This is a genomic window from Streptomyces wedmorensis (genome assembly GCF_000716445.1).
Lineage (GTDB): Bacteria > Actinomycetota > Actinomycetes > Streptomycetales > Streptomycetaceae > Streptomyces > Streptomyces wedmorensis.
In genome coordinates, this window is sequence record NZ_JNWK01000001.1 from 196,757 (window position 1) to 213,657 (window position 16,901).

The following is a 16,901-nucleotide window of genomic DNA, read 5'->3' on the forward strand; positions in this document are numbered from 1 at the left end:
CCACCGCTTCCCGCTCACGGGTGACCCGCCGCCCGGCCGCGTGCGCGGGGCGCCTCAGTAGCCGATCCGCACCCCCGTGACCGTGTGGCGGTCGGTGAGGCCGCCGCTGGCCGCGCCGAAGCCGACCAGGACGTTGCGGGGCAGCGTGATCGCCACGTCGATGACCTGGGTGCCGTCGACGAGGACGATGAGGCGTCCGGCGGCGGTGACGTTGACGTCGACGACGTGGCTGCCCGTGCGCAGGGCCGGGACGGCCGTCGAGGTCGCCGCGTAGCGGAGGGTGGTGCCGGTGCCCCCGGTGGCGACGCCGACGAAGTTCGACGACGGGTCGGTGCCGTTGCGGTACGTGTCCAGGGTGACCGCGACTCCCGGCAGCCCGCTGAAGCCGAGTCCGCCGCCCCCGTTGCCCAGGGACGTGCGCGTCGCCTGCGTCGCGTCGAGCAGCAGCAGGGCGAGCCCGTCGGCCCCGGTGCCGCCGGAGAGGGTGGCGGTGAAGCGGGCCCGCAGCCGTGCCGACGGGACGGAGGTGGCCTGGATCGCCGACCCCTTGGCGTATGTCTGGACCGGCGTGAGGACGAGCGAGGTTCCGGACAGGGCGGCGGTCCCGTTGTAGGTCCAGCCGTTGGGGCCGGGCGGCGGCAGGGCGTACGAGGCGGCGGTGATCGACGCACCCCGGAAGGCGTGGATGTCGGTCACGCCGCCGGTCCCGCCGGTGAACGCGAGCAGCGCGGTCGGGGGCAGCGAGGCCACGGTGGTCCGCAGCCGCTGGGTGCCGTCGACGGTCACCGTGACCGTCTTGCCGGAGACCGCGATCGTGACCGCGTGGGTGCCCGACCGCAGGTTCGGCACGCTCGACGTGGTCGCCGCGTAGGTGAGGGCCGAGCCGCTGCCGCCGGTCGCGACGCCGACGAAGTTCGCGTACGGATCACCCGGGTTGCGGTAGGTGTCGAAGGCGACGGCGACGCCGGGCAGGCCCGCGAAGCCGAGACCGCCGCCGAGGCCGCCGAGGGCGGCCGGGGTGGTCCTGGCCGGGTCGAGGAGGGCGAAGGTCTGTCCGTCGGCGCCGGTCCCGCCGCCGATCACCGTGGTGAACGACGCCTTGAGGCCGTCGGTGAGCACCGGGACCGGCCAGACCGCCGTCCCGCGCTGGGAGGCGCTCGCCTGGGTCACCTGGAGGTCGTTCCCGGAGATCCGCGCGGAGCCGTTCAGCTTCCAGCCGCCCGCGCCGGGCGAGGGGACGTTGACGACGGTGCCGGCGGCCCCGGTCCCGGTCAGCGCCTCGGCGAGGGGCCCGCGTCCGTCGTCGGAGGTCAGCTCGTACGCGGCCGACACGGCTCCGATGGCCGTCGGCGAGAACGTGACGGCCTGGTGGACGACGTCCTCGGGACCGAGGACCTGGCCCTCGCTGATCGGGTTGGTGACGTGGAACGGCGCCGCGGGAGGCTTGGCCTTGGTGATGGTGAGCGGGATGTTGCCGGTGTTGCTGATGTCGAAGGTCTTGGTCACCGACTCGCCGACCCGCACCTGACCGAAGTCCGTCGACGTGGGAGTGATGGTCAGCTCCGCCCGGCCGGTCACCGCCGTGCCGGTCAGGGCGACGGACGCGGTCCCGTTCCCCCCGGTGACGGCGAGCGTCCCGGTGTGCTCCCCGGCGACGGTCGGCGCGTACGCCACCTGCACGGTGACGGACTGTCGCGGTTGCACGACCGTGCCCACGGCCGGCGGGTCGCCGACGGCGTACGGACTGCCGGGCAGCGACACCGCGGAGATCGTCTCGTCGGCCGTCCCCGTGTTCGTGAACGTCACGCCCAGCGTCTTGCGGGAGGTGGTCGGGACGATGTCGAAGTCGAGCGCTCCGGGGGACGCGAGGAGCCCCGGCCGGGTCCCGTAGCCGGTCAGGCCGAGCGCGCTGTCGCCGAAGTTCGTGGTGAAGGTCAGCCCCGACGTGTCCGCCCCCGGAGACGTGGGGGAGAAGGTCACCTGCGCGGTGTGCGTCTCACCGGCCCGCAGGGTGCGCGGCAGACCGGCCGACGTCGCCGAGAACCTGCTGCCGGCCGGGGTGCTCACCCCGGTGAGCGTCACGTCACGGGTCGCCGTGACGGTCGCCGTGGCCGTACGCGACCCGCCGACCGCGGCGTCGCCGACGTCCACCGGCTCGCCGTGCAGCGCCGAGTTCGCGGGCCGGCCGAAGGCCATGACGTGGCCGTCCCGGGTGCCCACGTAGATCCGCCCGTTGTCCGTGGCCGGGACGGCGAACTTCGACGCCACCCCGATCGGCGCCGACCAGCGCAGCCTCAGCTCGCCGTTCACGGGCACCGCGTCGTACGCGCGCAGCTGCCCGTTGGCGCCGTTCGCCCCGTCGGAGGCGACGGCCCACACCAGCGCCGACCCCGGGTTCGTGCCCGTCGACGTCACCACCGGCGACCCCGAGGTGTAGCCGAACCGCTGGGTGCTGCTGCCCGTGTTGCTGAGCACCGGCATGCCCGAGCCGCTCAGCCCGTACGCGAAGGCCCGCAGCGGCCCGCCGCTGCCGATCGTGTAGACGTACCCGCCCTGACCGCCGTACACGGCGGGATGCCCCCACACCCCCTCGTACGGCCCGAACGCGCCGAGCACCTTGTCCGTCCCGCCCGGACCCTGGCTGCGTCCGCCGAGGTCGTCGCGGTCGAGCAGGAACAGCCGTCCGTCCTTGCCGATCTCCACGAGCAGCCGTGGGTACCGGCTGGTGCCGAAGTACGCGTCCGGCAGGGCGACCGGGCCGCCCGAGCCCAGGTCGGTGTCGTTGAGGTCCAGTTGGGAGGCGTTGGCCGGGCTGAAGAAGTCCTGCGCCGACATCGTGCCGTCGCTGTTCACCCCGAGCCGCACCACCGACTCGGCGAGCTGGCCCGGCGGCCGGTTGCCGGGACCGGGCGCCGGGGAGACGCCGTTGCCCGTCGAGAACAGGATGCGGCCCGGACCGTCGGAGACCAGGCCACCACCGCTCATCCAGACACCGGCCATGCCGTTCGCCGACGAGTCCTCCGTCGCCCACAGCGTGGTCTTCCGGGTCGTCGTGCTGACGCCCATGACATAGCCCACGTACGGGCCCCGGTCGCAGTGCGAGGCGAAGGCCGCGTACACCGAACCGCCCATCAGGAGCAGCCCGGGACGCTGGCCCGCGGTGTACGGGTTGAACGCCCGCCCCGGATCGTTCACCGGCGCGCCCGCCACCTTCACCGGCCAGCCCGCCCGCTCGGCGCCCGTCGCGGGGTCGAGGGCGTGGACGTACCAGTTGGGGTGCTGGACGTCGGGTCCGTCGTTCACCTTCGAGGTCATGTAGACGGCGTTGCTCACCGGGTCGTACACGGGCGTCGACGTGACCCCGATGTTCGGCACCAGGTCGCCGCAGGTGATGGCCGAGGCGGGCCAGGGCGCGCCGAGGTCCTTCGTCCAGCCGATCGCCCCGGTGGCCGCGTCGATCCCGTACGCCTTGTTGTTCTCCGTGGCCGCGACCAGCGTCCGCCCCACGACCAGCGGCTGCGCGTACACCTGGCCGTCGACGGCGGTGGAGAACTGCAGCCCGAAGTCCGAGCTGGACACCTGGTCGGGGGCGAGTCCCGGCTCGTCCCGGTCCCAGCCGGTGCGCAGGTCGTCGTGCGAGATGGTGGTCTGCTCGGCGACGAGCCGCGCGGGCTGGGCGGGGGTGCCCAGGGCGGTCGCCGGTCCCGTCACCAGGGACAGCGTCAGGGACATCGTCAGCAGTCGGGTGATCGCCCTGCGCCGGTCGGCCATCCATCCCACCTTCACGTGGACCCACGAGGACGGAGACGAGCACTCCGCCGGGCCCCATCCTGGACGGTCCGCCCGCGTACGTACACCCCCGAGGCCGGCCCCCTCGCCGCGTCCACCCGATCGGCCGCCGCCGCCAACGCCGATGCCCCGCTTGCGGGTTGCCCCGATCGGCGGACCGCGGCGGGGCCGACCGGAGCAGCACGCGCGCGCCTGCCCGACCGGACGCCCGACCCCTGGTACGACGTGGGGCCCGACCACTCGGAGGAGGACACAGGTGTCCGAAGATCCGGAGCAGTATCAGCGGTCCGATGAGCAGGCGAAGGCGCTGGCGCGCGCCATGCAGCTGGTCATCGACGCGCAGCGCGAGGCGGCGGAGATCCTGCGCCAGGCCGGCGCGGAGCTGGAGCCCGAAGAGCGTGAATGGTTCTCGGGGGGCCGTTGCCTGGGGAGTCATCCTCCGCCGCCGACCCCGCACTTCTGCCTCTGCCCCTACTACCTCGGCAACAACAACGAGCCGTGCCGGAACACCTACGGCGACGCCAGGGGGCCCGACGACGGTGACGGACCCCCGACCGTGCGGTGCAGGCACCCGAAGTCCGTGCACGGATTCTTCTGACCGAGCCCCGGGCGGGTGACGGGCGGGTCAGCTCCCGGCCGCCACCACGGTCACGACGGTGATCGAGGCCATGGCGGACTGCATGTCGCGGATCGCCTTCCGCACGCCTTCGGCGACCCCCTGGCCGTCCGTGATGCCGTCCAGGCGGGGCGCGATCTGCTTGCGGGGCACCCCGGGGAAGGCGAGGCGGTGCAGCTTCGCGCCGTGCACGAGGGCGAGGAGTCCGGCGGTACGCTCGTCGGGCTCGGCGCCGTCGAGGACCACGGCCCGCAGCCGGGCCCTGAGTTCGCGCTCGACGGAGCCGTCGGCCTCGGGGTAGCGGGTGACGGGGAAGAGCCCCAGCACCTTGCGCTGCTCCGCGCGGACGAGTCCCCGTCCCCGCAGGCTCTCGACGGTCGCCTTGACGGCCTTGGGGTGGTCCTTCGTCAGCCACTGGGTGACCTTCCGCGGCTGCTTCCGGCCCGCCGTCCACGCCTCGATCGCGCGCAGCCGCTCGTCCAGGAGGGGGACGTCGGTGGGGGTCCGGTCCGCGACCCACAGCCGTCCCCCTTCGACGCCCACCCGTCCGGCGAGGACGAGGTCGAGGAGGATGCCGCCCGCGACCGCCCAGGCCGCGGACTGCCGTTCCTTCGCCGCGCCGGACTCGTCGTCCAGCGACAGCAGCATGATCTCCTCCGCGAGCGTGACCGTCACCGCGTGCTCCTTGCCCTCGTGCGCCGTCGGCGGTGCGGGTGGCCCCGACCGTCCTGTGACCGGAAGGACGGGCGGTAGACCGTCTCGGTTCCCCGGAGCGGACGGCCCCATGGGTGTTTGGTCTGGACCTATCGGGTGGGTGGCGTCAAGCTCTGCTCATGGACTTGGAGTTGAGGCACCTCAAGACGATCCGGGCCATCGCGGACGCGGGGAGCCTCACGCGTGCCGCCAGTGTGCTGGGGCTGGCGCAGCCGGCGCTGAGCGCCCAGCTGAAGCGGATCGAACGGGCCCTGGGCGGGACGCTGTTCGTCCGCGGGCGGGACGGGGTACGGGCCACGGCCCTCGGCGACCTGGTCGTGGAGCGGGCGCGGGTGGTGCTGCCCGCCGTGTGCGAGCTGCAGGAGGAGGCGGTGCGGTTCGCCCGGGAAGGCGCGGACGGATACCGGCTCGGCGGCACGCACGGACCGCTGCTCGGAGGGCTCGTCGACCGGATCGCGCGCACCGACCCGGGCACGCTGGTGACCACGTACACCTCGTGGTCGGAGCGCGAGATCGCCTGCGGGGTGGTCGCCGGACGCCTCGACTTCGCGCTGGTCGGCGTCTGCGGGGAGAGCGGCGCCCCCGAGGCGGGCCGCCTGGCGTGGACGGAGGTCGCCCGCGACCCGGTGTACGTCATGCTGGCCGACGACCACCCGCTCGCACCCCGGAGCGAGATCGACCTCGCCGAACTCGCGGCGGAGGCCTGGACCGACGTGCCGGGCGACGGCTGCTTCGGCGACTGCTTCGCCGCCGCCTGCGTCCGGGCGGGCTTCACCCCCGCCTGCGTGTACGAGACGGACACCGCGTCCTGCGTGCACCTCGTCCAGGTCGGCCGGGCCGTCGGCCTCTGCCGGGCCACCTTCCCCGCGACACCCGGCCTCGTCACGCGCCCGCTGACCGGCGCCCCCCTGGTCTGGCGGCACCTCCTCGGCTGGCACCCCGAAGGGCGGGCGGCCGACCGGGCCGCCGCCGTCCTGCGCCACACCCGAGCCGCTCACGCCGACGCGCTCGCCCGCAGCGCCGGAGGGACCGCGGCGCCGCATCTGCCACGGGCCGGGGCATAACGCGGAGGCAGGGGCGAACTGGCCACTGCCGCCCGCTCGTCGGGACTCCTACGTTCTCAGCAGATCCCCCACCGAGAACCGAGGAGACACCCATGCTCCGACGACACGCCCGCGCGGCGTGTACCGCGCTGGCCGCCGCCGGAATGGTGCTGGCCGGCCTCCAGGCCGGCTCCGCCACCGCGGCCCCGCAGGCACCCGACACCGCCCCGGCCCCCGCCGTCGGCACCGCCGCGCAGACGCTCGGCGCGGCCTCCGCCCAGCCCGAGCTCCTGCTGGCCATGGGACGCGACCTGGGCCTCACCCGGGCGCAGGCCCTCGACCGCCTCGCCAACGAGGCCGAGGCCGGCGCCACCGCCGCCCGGCTCCGCCAGGACCTCGGCGGGGCGTTCGCCGGGGCGTGGCTGGACGGCGCCGAGGCCGGCACCCTGACCGTCGCCACGACCCGGCCGTCCGACGCGGCCGCGATACGGGCCACCGGGGCGCGTGCCCTGCTCGTGCCGCACGGCCTGACCGCCCTGGAGCGCGTCAAGGAGACCCTCGACCGGGCCGCCACCGCCGAGGCCCCCGTCCGCTACGTCGACGTGCGCGCCAACGTCCTGGTCGTCGAGGAGACGAAGGCCGGCGCCGGGGTGCGACTCGTCCGGGCCACCGGCGTCCCCCGCGAGCTGGTCCGCGTCGTCCGCGCCACCGCCGCGCCGCGCCCGCTGTACGACATCCGGGGCGGCGACGCGTACTACATGGGCGGCGGCGGCCGTTGCTCGGTGGGCTTCGCGGTCACCCGCGGCACCACCCAGGGCTTCGCCACCGCGGGCCACTGCGGCCGCGCGGGCACCACCACCAGCGGCTTCAACCAGGTCGCGCAGGGCACCTTCCAGGGCTCGGTCTTCCCCGGCAACGACATGGCCTGGGTCGCGGCCAACTCCAGCTGGACCTCCACGCCGTACGTCAAGGGCTCCGGCGGCACGAACGTCCAGGTCACCGGCTCGGTGCTGCAGCCCGTCGGCGCCTCCGTGTGCCGCTCCGGCTCCACCACCGGCTGGCACTGCGGAACCGTGCAGCAGCACAACACCAGCGTCACCTACCCCGAGGGCACCATCACCGGGGTGACCCGGACGACCGTCTGCGCCGAGCCCGGCGACTCCGGCGGCTCGTACATCTCCGGCAGCCAGGCCCAGGGCGTCACCTCGGGCGGCTCCGGCACCTGCACCACCGGCGGCACCACCTTCTTCCAGCCGCTGAACCCGCTGCTCCAGAACTACGGCCTGACCCTGAAGACCACGGGCGGCGACCCGGGCCCCGGCCCCGGCGAACCCCAGCCGGGTGGCACCTGGGCCGCGGGCAAGGTGTACGCGGCCGGTGACACCGTCACGTACGGCGGCGCGAGCTACCGCTGCCTCCAGGGCCACCAGGCCCAGACCGGCTGGGAGCCGCCGAACGTCCCCGCCCTGTGGCGGCGCCTGTGACACCGGCCCGGCCGTGACCGGGGCGCCGCGGACCCGAGGGGGGAACCGCGGCGCCCCTCCGCCGTACGGAGGCGCGCCGTGCACACCGACGGGTCTCAGGACTCCGCCAGGCCGCCCCGGGCGATGACCTCCGCGTACCAGCGGGCGCTGTCCTTGAGCGTCCGGCGCTGCGTGGCGAAGTCGACGTGGACGATGCCGAACCGCTTGCTGTAGCCGTACGCCCACTCGAAGTTGTCCAGCAGCGACCACAGGAAGTACCCCCGCACGTCCGCGCCGTCCGCGAGGGCGCGGTGCACCGCGGCCAGGTGCGCGTGGAGGTACGCCACCCGCTCGGGGTCCTTCACCTGACCCGAGGGATCGGCGTAGTCGTCGTACGCCGCGCCGTTCTCCGTGATCACCAGCGGTACGCCGGGCAGCTCGTCCCGCAGCCGGACGAGGAGCTCGTGCAGTCCGTCGGCGTCCACCGGCCAGTCCATGGCGGTGCGCGGCCCCGGCGCCGGCTCGAACCGGACGTGCCGCTCCGCGCCCGCCCACGGCGACGGAGACTCGGAGGAGCCGGCGGCGACGACGGCGGGGGAGTAGTAGTTGATGCCGAGGGAGTCGAGCGGCGCGGCGGCCGCCGCGAGGTCGCCGTCCTGGACGAAGGACCAGTCCGTCACCGCCGCCGTGTCACGGACCAGGTCCTCCGGGAGCCGTCCGTGGAAGACGGGGTCGAGGAAGATCCGGTTGCCCACCGCGTCGATCCGCCGGGCCGCGTCGACGTCCTCCGGGGCCTGCGAACGGGCCCGCACCGCATGCAGGTTGAGGGTCAACGACACCTCGGCGGAGCCGGGCAGCGCGCCCCGCAGCACACGCGCCGCGAGCCCGTGGGCCAGGTTGAGGTGGTGGGCGGCGCGCAGCGCGGCGAGGTCGCTGGTGCGGCCCGGCGCGTGCACCCCGTTGCCGTAGCCGAGGAACGCGGCGCACCAGGGCTCGTTCAGCGTCGTCCAGGTCGCCACCCGGTCGCCGAGGGCGTCCGCCATGATGTCCGCGTACTCGGCGAAGCGGTACGCGGTCTCCCGGTGCGGCCAGCCGCCGGCGTCCTCCAACTCCTGCGGCAGGTCCCAGTGGTAGAGCGTCGCCACCGGGCGGATGCCCGCATCGAGGAGCGAGTCGGCGAGGCGACGGTAGAAGTCGAGGCCCTTGCGCACGGCGGGGCCGCGCCCGGTCGGCTGGACCCGGGGCCAGGCGATCGAGAAGCGGTAGTCGGTCACCCCGAGCCGCCGCATGAGGGCGATGTCCTCGTCGACGCGGTGGTAGTGGTCGGCGGCGATGTCGCCGGTGTCGCCGTTGCGGACCTTGCCGGGAGTGCGGCTGAAGGTGTCCCAGATGGACGGCGTGCGGCCGTCCTCGGCGGCCGCGCCCTCGATCTGATAGGCGGCGGTGGCGGTGCCCCAGCGGAAGCCCTCGGGGAATCGGAGGACGGCCGGGGTGTCGGTGCGGGTGTCGAGCGCGGTCATGGGACGGGAACTCCCTTGGGTCGAGACGTCTTGGGGGAGGGGAGGGAAGGGGGTGGGACAGGGGGGCCGGCGAGAGGGGCGGCGAGGAGCCGAGAGGCGGCCGGCAGGGGGAAGGCGGGGCCGGCGGCGGGTCAGCCCTTGACCGCGCCCTGCATGATGCCGCCGACGATCTGGCGGCCGAGCAGACCGAAGACCAGCAGCACCGGCAGGGTGCCGAGCAGCGTGCCCGCCATGATCACGGACTGGTCGTGGACGTAGCCGCCGCCGAGCTGGCGGAGCGCGACCTGGACGGTGGGCTCGGAGGAGGTCAGCGCGACGACCGGCCAGAAGAAGTCGTTCCACGCCGCCATGAAGGTCAGCAGGCCGAGCACCGCCATGCCGGGCCGGGCCACCGGCACCACGATCGACCAGAAGATCCTGGCCGTGGACGCGCCGTCGACCCGGGCCGCCTCGATCAGCTCGTCCGGCAGCGACTGCACCAGGTACTGCCGCATGAAGAACACTCCGAACGCGGACACCAGACCCGGCAGGATCACCGCCTGGAGCTGGTTCACCCACCCCAGTTCGGCGATCAGCATGAACAGCGGGATGACGCCCAGCTGCGGCGGGATCATCATCGTGCCCACCGTGACCGCGAGCAGCGCGCCCCGCCCGCGGAAGCGCAGCTTGGCGAAGGCGAATCCGGCCAGCGTGCAGCACAGCACGGTGCCGAGGGTGATCGAGCCCGACACGATGAGCGAGTTCAGCAGCGCCTTGCCGATGTCCGCCTCTTCGAGGACCGCCTCGAAGTTCCGCATCAGGTTAGGGCCCGGCAGCAGGGCCGGCGGCACCTGGGCCAGGTCGGCGTTGGAGCGGCTGGCGGCCACGATCGTCCAGTAGAAGGGGAACGCGGACACCAGCACGGCGAGGATCAGGATCGTGTACGCGACCGGGCCGGCGTGCAGGGTCCGCCCCGCCCGCGAGGCCCCCCGGCGCGGCCGGCCGGTGCGACGGGCGGCCGGGTCACCGGCCGGCGGGGTGGCGGGGGCGGCCGGCGCCGAGGCCGCCGCGGGGGCGATCGGCGCGGTCATCGGCCGGCCTCCTTGCGGGAACGGCGGCGCGCGATCAGGGCGTTGACCCCGACGAGCACCACGATGAGCAGGAACATCACCCAGGCGATGGCCGCGGCCCGGCCCAGGTGGAAGAAGCCCCAGCCCTGCTCGTACATGTAGAGCCCGAGCGTCTGGTACTGGTGCGAGATGCCGCCCGATATCTGGCCTTCGAGCAGCAGCGGCTCACCGAACAGCTGGGTCGCGCCGATCGTGGAGACGACCACGGTGAACACGATCGTGGGCCGCAGACCGGGCAGGGTGACGTGGAAGAACTGCCGCCACCGCGAGGCCCCGTCCATGGCGGCGGCCTCGTACAGCTCGTTCGGGATGGACTGCATGCCCGCCAGGTAGATCAGGGCGTTGTAGCCCGTCCACCGCCAGATGACGATGCTCGACACCGCGATCTGCGAGGCGACCGTGTCGTTCTGCCAGTCCACGGGGTCGATGCCGACCACGCCCAGGACGTAGTTGACGAGCCCGAAGTCGCTCCCGAAGAGCTGGGCGAAGACGAGGGTGGCGGCGGCGACCGAGGTCGCGTACGGCAGCAGGATCGCGGTGCGCAGGAAAGTGCGGCCGCGCAGCCGGTAGTTGAGCAGGTGCGCAAGCCCGAGCGCCATCACCAGCTGCGGCACGGTCGAGAGCACGCCGATGGTGAAGGTGTTGCGCAGCGCGAGCCAGAAGTACTCGTCGCCGAGGAGGGCGGTGTAGTTGCCGAAGCCCCGCCACTGCATGTCGCCGGGCGTCTGGAGCTCCACCCGGTACAGCGACACGTACGCCGTGTAGACCAGCGGGAACAGGCCGAACGCGGCGAACAGGGTGAAGAACGGGGCCAGATAGGCGTACGGCGAGAACGTCCGCCAGGCCCGCCGGGGGGCGGAACCCCGCCGCCGGGGCGGGGCGGTCCGGCCGGGCGGTGCCGGCGCCTGGGATGCGGTGAGGGTCACGGTGCGGCCCTTCGGTGAGTGGTCGGTGCGGTGCGGTGCGGGGCGGGGCGGGGGTGCCGGGCACCCCCGGTGAGGCGGTCGGCGGTGCGGGTCGGCCGAGGGTGCGGGTCGGCCGACCGGACGGGTCAGCCGATGGTGTTGGCGACGCCCTTCTTCGCGTTCGACCAGGCCTTCTCGGGCGAGGTGCCCTTGCGCTCGACCTCGCTGAGGGCGTTGGTGATCTGCTGGGCGATGTTCTGGTCGTGCACGCCGAGGACCTGGACCGGGGCCGCCTTCGCCGCGTCGCCGAAGATCTTCCCGATCGGGGCGTCGGAGAAGAAGGGGTCCTTCGCGCCGGCGACCTTCTCGATGGCGCCGGTGGCGGAGGGGAAGTTGCCCTGCTTCTCGAAGAGCCGGGTCTGCTGCTCGGGGGCGGTGAGCCACTTGATCAGCTCGTACGCCTCCTTCTTGTGCGCGGCGGCCTTCGGCACGGCCAGGTAGGAACCGCCCCAGTTGCCGGCGCCGCCGGGGAGCGGGGCGACGTCCCACTTGCCCTTGCCGGACTCACCGGCCTGGCCCTTGATGTAGCCGAGCATCCAGGCGGGGCAGGGGATGGTGGCGAAGGAACCGGCGGCGAAGGCCTGGTTCCACGCCGGGGACCACTGGTCGAGCTTGGCGCTCAGTCCGTCCTTGGCGGCCTCGACGGAGTGCTCCCAGGCGGTGCGGAGGGCGGGGTTTTCTTCCCAGATCAGCTTTCCGGAGGCGTCGTAGTAGCGCTCCTTCTCCTGCCCGATCATGATCGAGTAGAGGCTGCCGACGCTGTCGAGCCACGCGCTCTTGCCGGTCGCCTTCGCCTTGTACTGCTTGCCGAGCTCCAGGTAGCCGTCCCAGGTGGCCCACTTCTTCGCCAGTTCGTCACGGTCGGTGGGCAGTCCCGCCTGCTTGAACAGGTCCGTGCGGTAGCACATCGCCTCGGGGCCGACGTCCGTGCCGAGGCCGAGGACCTCGCCGCCCTTGCCGGTGGCGGCGGCCCACTTGGCGGGGGCGAACTGGTCCTTCAGGGCGTCCGCGCCGTACTTCCGGAGGTCGGTGAAGCGGTCGGCCTGCTGCTGGGTGACGGAGGCGATCCGGCCCACCTCGATGCCCTGGACGTCGGCGAGGCCGCCGCCGCCGGCGAGCCGGGTCTGGAGGGACTTCCAGTAGTCGGCCTCGTCCTCGGTGTCCGTCTGCTTGATCGTGACGCCGGGGTGGAGCTTCTCGTACTCGGCGTAGAGGCCGGCCTCCTTGTATCCGAACGAGCCGAACAGGTCCACGGTGATCGTGACCTTGCCGCCCGCGCCGTCCGAGGACGTGTCGTCCGTCGAACCTCCGCAGGCGGCGAGGAGTGCGCCGGTGAGCGCGACCGCGCCCAGGCGGACGGCGGCTCTCTTGACGGCTCGGGCGATGGGCATGGGAAGCCTCCCTTGGTTCCGGACGAGCGAGAGCGGTTGAGAGCGCTCTCAAGCTTGCGGAGGGAGCGTGCCCGCGGAGCGGCTCATCCGTCAAGGCTCGAAGGCGTAACGGACGAGACACGGCCTCAACTCCGCGCTGTGTTCAATCTCTTGACACAGCTGTTTCGAGGGTTTTACGTTTCCGGCGATCTGAGAGCGCTCTCAGTCATGGCTCGGCCACTCGCTCAGCCACTCGCTCAGCCACACGTTCCGCCCCTCGTCCATCCCCTCGCTCCACGCGACTCCGCGACTCCGCGACGACATGAGGTGCCGTTCATGCCAGCCCCCCGCACACGGCCGGCCGCAGCGCTGGTCCTGGTCTCCGCCCTCGCCGCCCTGGGCCTGGGCCCAGCCGCCGCCCCGGCGGCCGCGGCCACCGTTCCCACGGGCGCCGGAAGCTACTCCGACACCCGCCCCGCCGGAACCTCCGGCCCCACCACCAACACCGGCGCACCGGTCACCCCCAAGGTCACCCCCGCCGCCCAGGGCAAGCCGGTCCCCACCAACGACTGGTGGTCCTCCCTCGCCTTCCAGCGCTACGGCGACAACCCGTACTCCACCCCGATGTACGGCCACCCGCTCACCTACCAGGCCGTCGCAGGGGGCCTGGAGATCGGCTACCCGACCAGCCCCGCCGTCGTCGGCGACGGGCGCCAGTACGAGTACGCGCACAAACGCGACCTCACGCTGGGCCTCACCGGCCTCAACTCGCCGGACACCAAGGCCGACGCCTGGTCCGACTGGACCGTCACCCCCTACTGGTCCGACGGCTCCCGCACCCTGCGCACCACCATCGGCCACGGCCTGCCCTTCGTGTACGCCAAGGGCAGCGGCGGCGACGCCCGCGTCACCACCGCCGAGACGCCCGCCGTCTTCGCCGACCAGGGCAACGTCCTCGGCATCACCGTGGCGGGCCACCACTACGCCCTCTTCGCTCCCAGCGGCACCGACTGGAACGTCTCCGGCACGACCGTCACCGCCGGGCTCGGCGGCAAGGACTACTTCTCCGTCGCCGTCCTGCCCTCCACCGACGCCCTCGCGACCTACCGGAAGTACGCCTACAGCTTCGTCACCGGATCCACCGTGAACTGGAGCTACGACGCGGGCACCGTCCGCGCCACCTACGGCCTCACCACCGAGGCCAAGGAGGGCACCGAGCGAGGCACCCTCCAGGCCCTCTACCGCCACCAGTGGCTGCACACCACCGACCCGCTCACCCCGTACACCTACGTCTCGCCCCGCGGGACCATGAAGGTCCGCGAGTCCGCCTCCTTCACCACCTCCCAGCGCGCCGCCGCCACCCTGCCCGCCCTCCCCGGCGGCACGGGCGCGGACACCGCCCGGCTGCGCGGCTACCTGAACGAGGTGGCGAACTCCTCCGACCCGTTCTCCGGAGCCGTCGACACCTACTGGACCGGCAAGGCGCTCGGAAAGCTCGCCCAGCTCGTCCCGCTCGCCGACCAGATCGGCGAGGGCGCGATCCGCGACAAGCTCCTCGGCCTGATGAAGGGCCGCCTCCAGGACTGGTTCACGGCCGGCGGCGCCAACGAGTTCTCGTACGACCAGGTGTGGAAGACGCTCACCGGCTACCCCGCCTCCTACGGCAGCGACACCGAACTCAACGACCACCACTTCCACTACGGCTACTACGTGTACGCCGCCGCGATCGTCGCCCAGTACGACCCCGCCTGGGCCGCCGACTCCGCCTGGGGCGCCATGGTGAAGACCCTGGTCCGCGACACCGCCAACCCCAGCCGCACCGACGGCGCCTTCCCCTTCCTGCGCGGCTTCGACGTCTACGCCGGGCACAGCTGGGCCAGCGGCCACCAGGGCTTCGCCGCCGGCAACAACCAGGAGTCCTCCTCCGAGTCGACCAACCTCAGCGCCGCCCTCGTCCTGTGGGGCTCGGCCACCGGCGACACCGCACTGCGCGACCTCGGCACGTACCTGCTCACCACCGAGGGCGAGGCCATCGCCCAGTACTGGTTCGACGCCGACCAGCAGGTCTTCCCCGCCGCCTTCCAGCACGACACCGTCGGCATGGTCTGGGGCAGCGGCGCCGCCTACTCCACCTGGTGGACCGCCAACCCCGAGGAGATCCACGGCATCAACGTCCTCCCGGTGACCGGCGGTTCACTGCACCTCGGCGCACGCAAGGACGCCGTCCGGCGCAACATCGCCGAAATGGAACGGGAGAACGGCGGCCCCGCCGTCGAATGGCGCGACATCCTCTGGGAGTTCCAGTCCTTCGCCGACCCCGCCGCCGCCAAGGCCAAGTGGGACGCGGGGAACGCCGGGTACGCCCCGGAGGCGGGCGAGTCCAAGGCCCACACCTACCACTGGCTCACCGCCCTCGACACCCTCGGAGCCCCCGACGCCACCGTCACCGGCTCCCTGCCCACCTCCGCCGTCTTCCTCAAGGGCACCACCCGCACCTACGTCGCCCACAACCACGGCACGACCGCCCGCACGGTGACCTTCTCCGACGGCAAGTCCCTGACCGTTCCCGCCCGGTCGACCGCCACCGGCAGCGGAACGGGCGGCACCGACCCCGACCCGGAGCCGTCCACCGGCAACACCTTCCAGCTCCGCACCGGCGGCACCCTCACCACGGCCACCGGCGCCACCGCGGGCAGCGACACCATCGCCTCCGCCGGCGGCGCCAACCACGACGGCACCCCGAACCGGCCGCTCGTCTACGAGGTCAGGGGCGTCAACGGCACCCTCAGGACCGGCGGCGCCACCGCCTTCCGCCTCCAGGTGGACGCGGGCACGGCCGTCGGCCTCGGCCAGCAGGCCAGGATCAGCTACGACCTCACCGGCGACGGCACCTTCGACCGGACGGAGACGTACCACTACTTCGCGACCGACCCGGTCACCGGCTGGGAGGAGTACGCCCAGGCCCGCGGCCTGAAGTCCGCCACCGGCACGCTCGGCGACCTGCGCGGCGGCACGGTCCGCCTGGAGGTCTGGAGCGCCATCGGCAACGGCGACTCCCGGCTCCAGACCGGCACGGACCGCTCCGTGCTCGTCATCCCGTACGACTGACCGGGGCGTCTCGTGAGACGGCGGCGGGTCCGGGGAATCCCCGTGCCCGCCGCTTCCCGTGCCCGCCGCCTCTCGTGCGGGCTTCCCTCCCGCCTCAGGCGGAGGCGCGGCGGACCAGCGACGTCGGGGTGATCACGGACTCGGGGACCTCGGGGCCGGTCCCGTCGAGCAGCCTCATCAGCAGCTTCACCATCAGCCGGCCCATGCCCTCGATGTCCTGGTGCACCGTGGTCAGGGCCGGACGGGTCCTGCGGACCACCGAGTCCATGTCGTCGAAGCCGACGACGGCCACGTCCTCCGGCACCCGGACGCCCCGCTCCCGCAGGGTGAGCAGCGCGCCCGACGCCATCAGGTCGTTCGCGACGAACACGCCGTCGACGTCCGGCCGCCGGTCGAGCAGCTCCGCCATCGCGCGGGCCCCGCTCTCCTCGGTGAAGTCGCCCTGGCACACCAGGGCGGGATCGGCGTCGATGAGGACGTCCCGATAGCCGTGGATCCGGTCGACGGCGGACGTCTGGTCGGGCGGCCCCGAGATGTGGGCGATGGTCCGGCGGCCGAGACCCACCAGGTGCCGCACCGCCTCACGGGCGCCGCCGCGGTTGTCGCAGTCGACGAACGGGATGGTCGGCGCGGTGCCGGGGGTGGGCCGCCCGCCGAAGACCACGGGGATCCTGGCCCGGTCGATCACGGCCGGCAGCGCGTCGTCGCTGTGCAGCGAGAACGCCAGCGCCCCGTCGACGTGCCCGCCGCCGAGATAGCGGGCGATGCGGTCGTGATCGCCCGGGCCCTCGACCCACAGCAGCACCAACTGGGCGTCGTGCGCAGTCAGTTCCCGGCTGATGCCGCGCACCTGCTGCTCGAAGAACGGATCCGAGAACACCCGGAACTCCGGCTCCGCGATGATCACCGCCACCGCGCCGTTGCGCCGGGTCACCAGCGTCCGCGCCGCGTGGTTGGGGACGTAACCGAGCTCCTCGACCGCCCGGCGCACCTTCTCGACCAGCGGAGTGCGCACGCCCGCGCCCCCGTTGACGACCCGCGAGGCCGTGGCGCGGGACACGCCCGCGTGCGCGGCGACGGCTTCCAGCGTGGGGCGGGACCCCGCGGTCTGTTCGGTCACGGCGGGCGCTCCTCGGCTGCGTCGGCTGGTGGGCGGGCGGCGGTCCCGGACGACGCCCTGGGGCCGTGGTCCCGCGCGTACCAG

At 73.3% G+C, this 16,901-nt stretch carries 11 protein-coding genes; 4 read left to right on the forward strand and 7 right to left on the reverse strand.

Features of this window, described 5'->3' with window-relative positions; translation table 11 throughout:
* Positions 1 to 54: 54 nt before the first annotated feature.
* On the reverse strand, positions 55 to 3,771 hold the full coding sequence (locus tag OO54_RS00795) for a choice-of-anchor D domain-containing protein (protein ID WP_051786620.1): 3,717 nt from the start codon (positions 3,769 to 3,771) through the stop codon (positions 55 to 57).
* Positions 3,772 to 4,045: 274 nt separating this feature from the next.
* On the opposite strand from OO54_RS00795, the gene OO54_RS00800 reads away from it, so the two are divergent.
* The gene (locus tag OO54_RS00800; protein WP_033200910.1) at positions 4,046 to 4,387 is read left to right on the forward strand and encodes a hypothetical protein; all 342 of its coding nucleotides are present in this window, start codon (positions 4,046 to 4,048) and stop codon (positions 4,385 to 4,387) included.
* A gap of 27 nt (positions 4,388 to 4,414) precedes the next feature.
* Here the strand turns inward: OO54_RS00800 and OO54_RS00805 are convergent, their stop codons facing one another.
* Positions 4,415 to 5,080 (reverse strand): GOLPH3/VPS74 family protein, encoded by a 666-nt coding sequence (locus tag OO54_RS00805; RefSeq protein WP_033200911.1) that lies wholly within the window; start codon positions 5,078 to 5,080, stop codon positions 4,415 to 4,417.
* A gap of 158 nt (positions 5,081 to 5,238) precedes the next feature.
* Here OO54_RS00805 and OO54_RS00810 point away from each other — a divergent pair, with 158 nt between their 5' ends.
* Entirely contained in the window at positions 5,239 to 6,183 is a 945-nt protein-coding gene (locus OO54_RS00810; protein WP_033200912.1) for a LysR family transcriptional regulator, read from the forward strand.
* Positions 6,184 to 6,275: 92 nt separating this feature from the next.
* The gene (locus tag OO54_RS00815; RefSeq protein ID WP_033200913.1) at positions 6,276 to 7,646 is read left to right on the forward strand and encodes a carbohydrate-binding protein; all 1,371 of its coding nucleotides are present in this window, start codon (positions 6,276 to 6,278) and stop codon (positions 7,644 to 7,646) included.
* A gap of 95 nt (positions 7,647 to 7,741) precedes the next feature.
* Here the strand turns inward: OO54_RS00815 and OO54_RS00820 are convergent, their stop codons facing one another.
* The 4 genes from OO54_RS00820 to OO54_RS00835 all read right to left on the reverse strand — a co-directional run bounded on the left by OO54_RS00820 (position 7,742) and on the right by OO54_RS00835 (position 12,610).
* A complete protein-coding gene (locus OO54_RS00820; protein WP_033200914.1) occupies positions 7,742 to 9,145 on the reverse strand; it encodes a GH1 family beta-glucosidase in 1,404 nt (467 codons plus the stop codon).
* Between the two features lie 131 nt (positions 9,146 to 9,276).
* Positions 9,277 to 10,215, reverse strand: coding sequence for a carbohydrate ABC transporter permease (locus tag OO54_RS00825; RefSeq protein WP_033200915.1), 939 nt, complete (start codon positions 10,213 to 10,215; stop codon positions 9,277 to 9,279).
* Positions 10,212 to 11,180 carry a carbohydrate ABC transporter permease gene (locus OO54_RS00830; protein WP_033200916.1) on the reverse strand — a complete coding sequence of 323 codons (969 nt, stop codon included), beginning with the start codon at positions 11,178 to 11,180 and terminating at the stop codon, positions 10,212 to 10,214. Before OO54_RS00830 ends, OO54_RS00825 begins: the two co-directional genes overlap by 4 nt.
* A 125-nt stretch (positions 11,181 to 11,305) precedes the next feature.
* Entirely contained in the window at positions 11,306 to 12,610 is a 1,305-nt protein-coding gene (locus OO54_RS00835) for an ABC transporter substrate-binding protein (RefSeq protein ID WP_033200917.1), read from the reverse strand.
* Between the two features lie 315 nt (positions 12,611 to 12,925).
* On the opposite strand from OO54_RS00835, the gene OO54_RS00840 reads away from it, so the two are divergent.
* Positions 12,926 to 15,697 carry a glycosyl hydrolase gene (locus OO54_RS00840; protein WP_033200918.1) on the forward strand — a complete coding sequence of 924 codons (2,772 nt, stop codon included), beginning with the start codon at positions 12,926 to 12,928 and terminating at the stop codon, positions 15,695 to 15,697.
* A 94-nt stretch (positions 15,698 to 15,791) separates the two neighbouring features.
* Here the strand turns inward: OO54_RS00840 and OO54_RS00845 are convergent, their stop codons facing one another.
* The gene (locus OO54_RS00845; RefSeq protein WP_033200919.1) at positions 15,792 to 16,817 is read right to left on the reverse strand and encodes a LacI family DNA-binding transcriptional regulator; all 1,026 of its coding nucleotides are present in this window, start codon (positions 16,815 to 16,817) and stop codon (positions 15,792 to 15,794) included.
* Positions 16,818 to 16,901 lie beyond the last annotated feature (84 nt).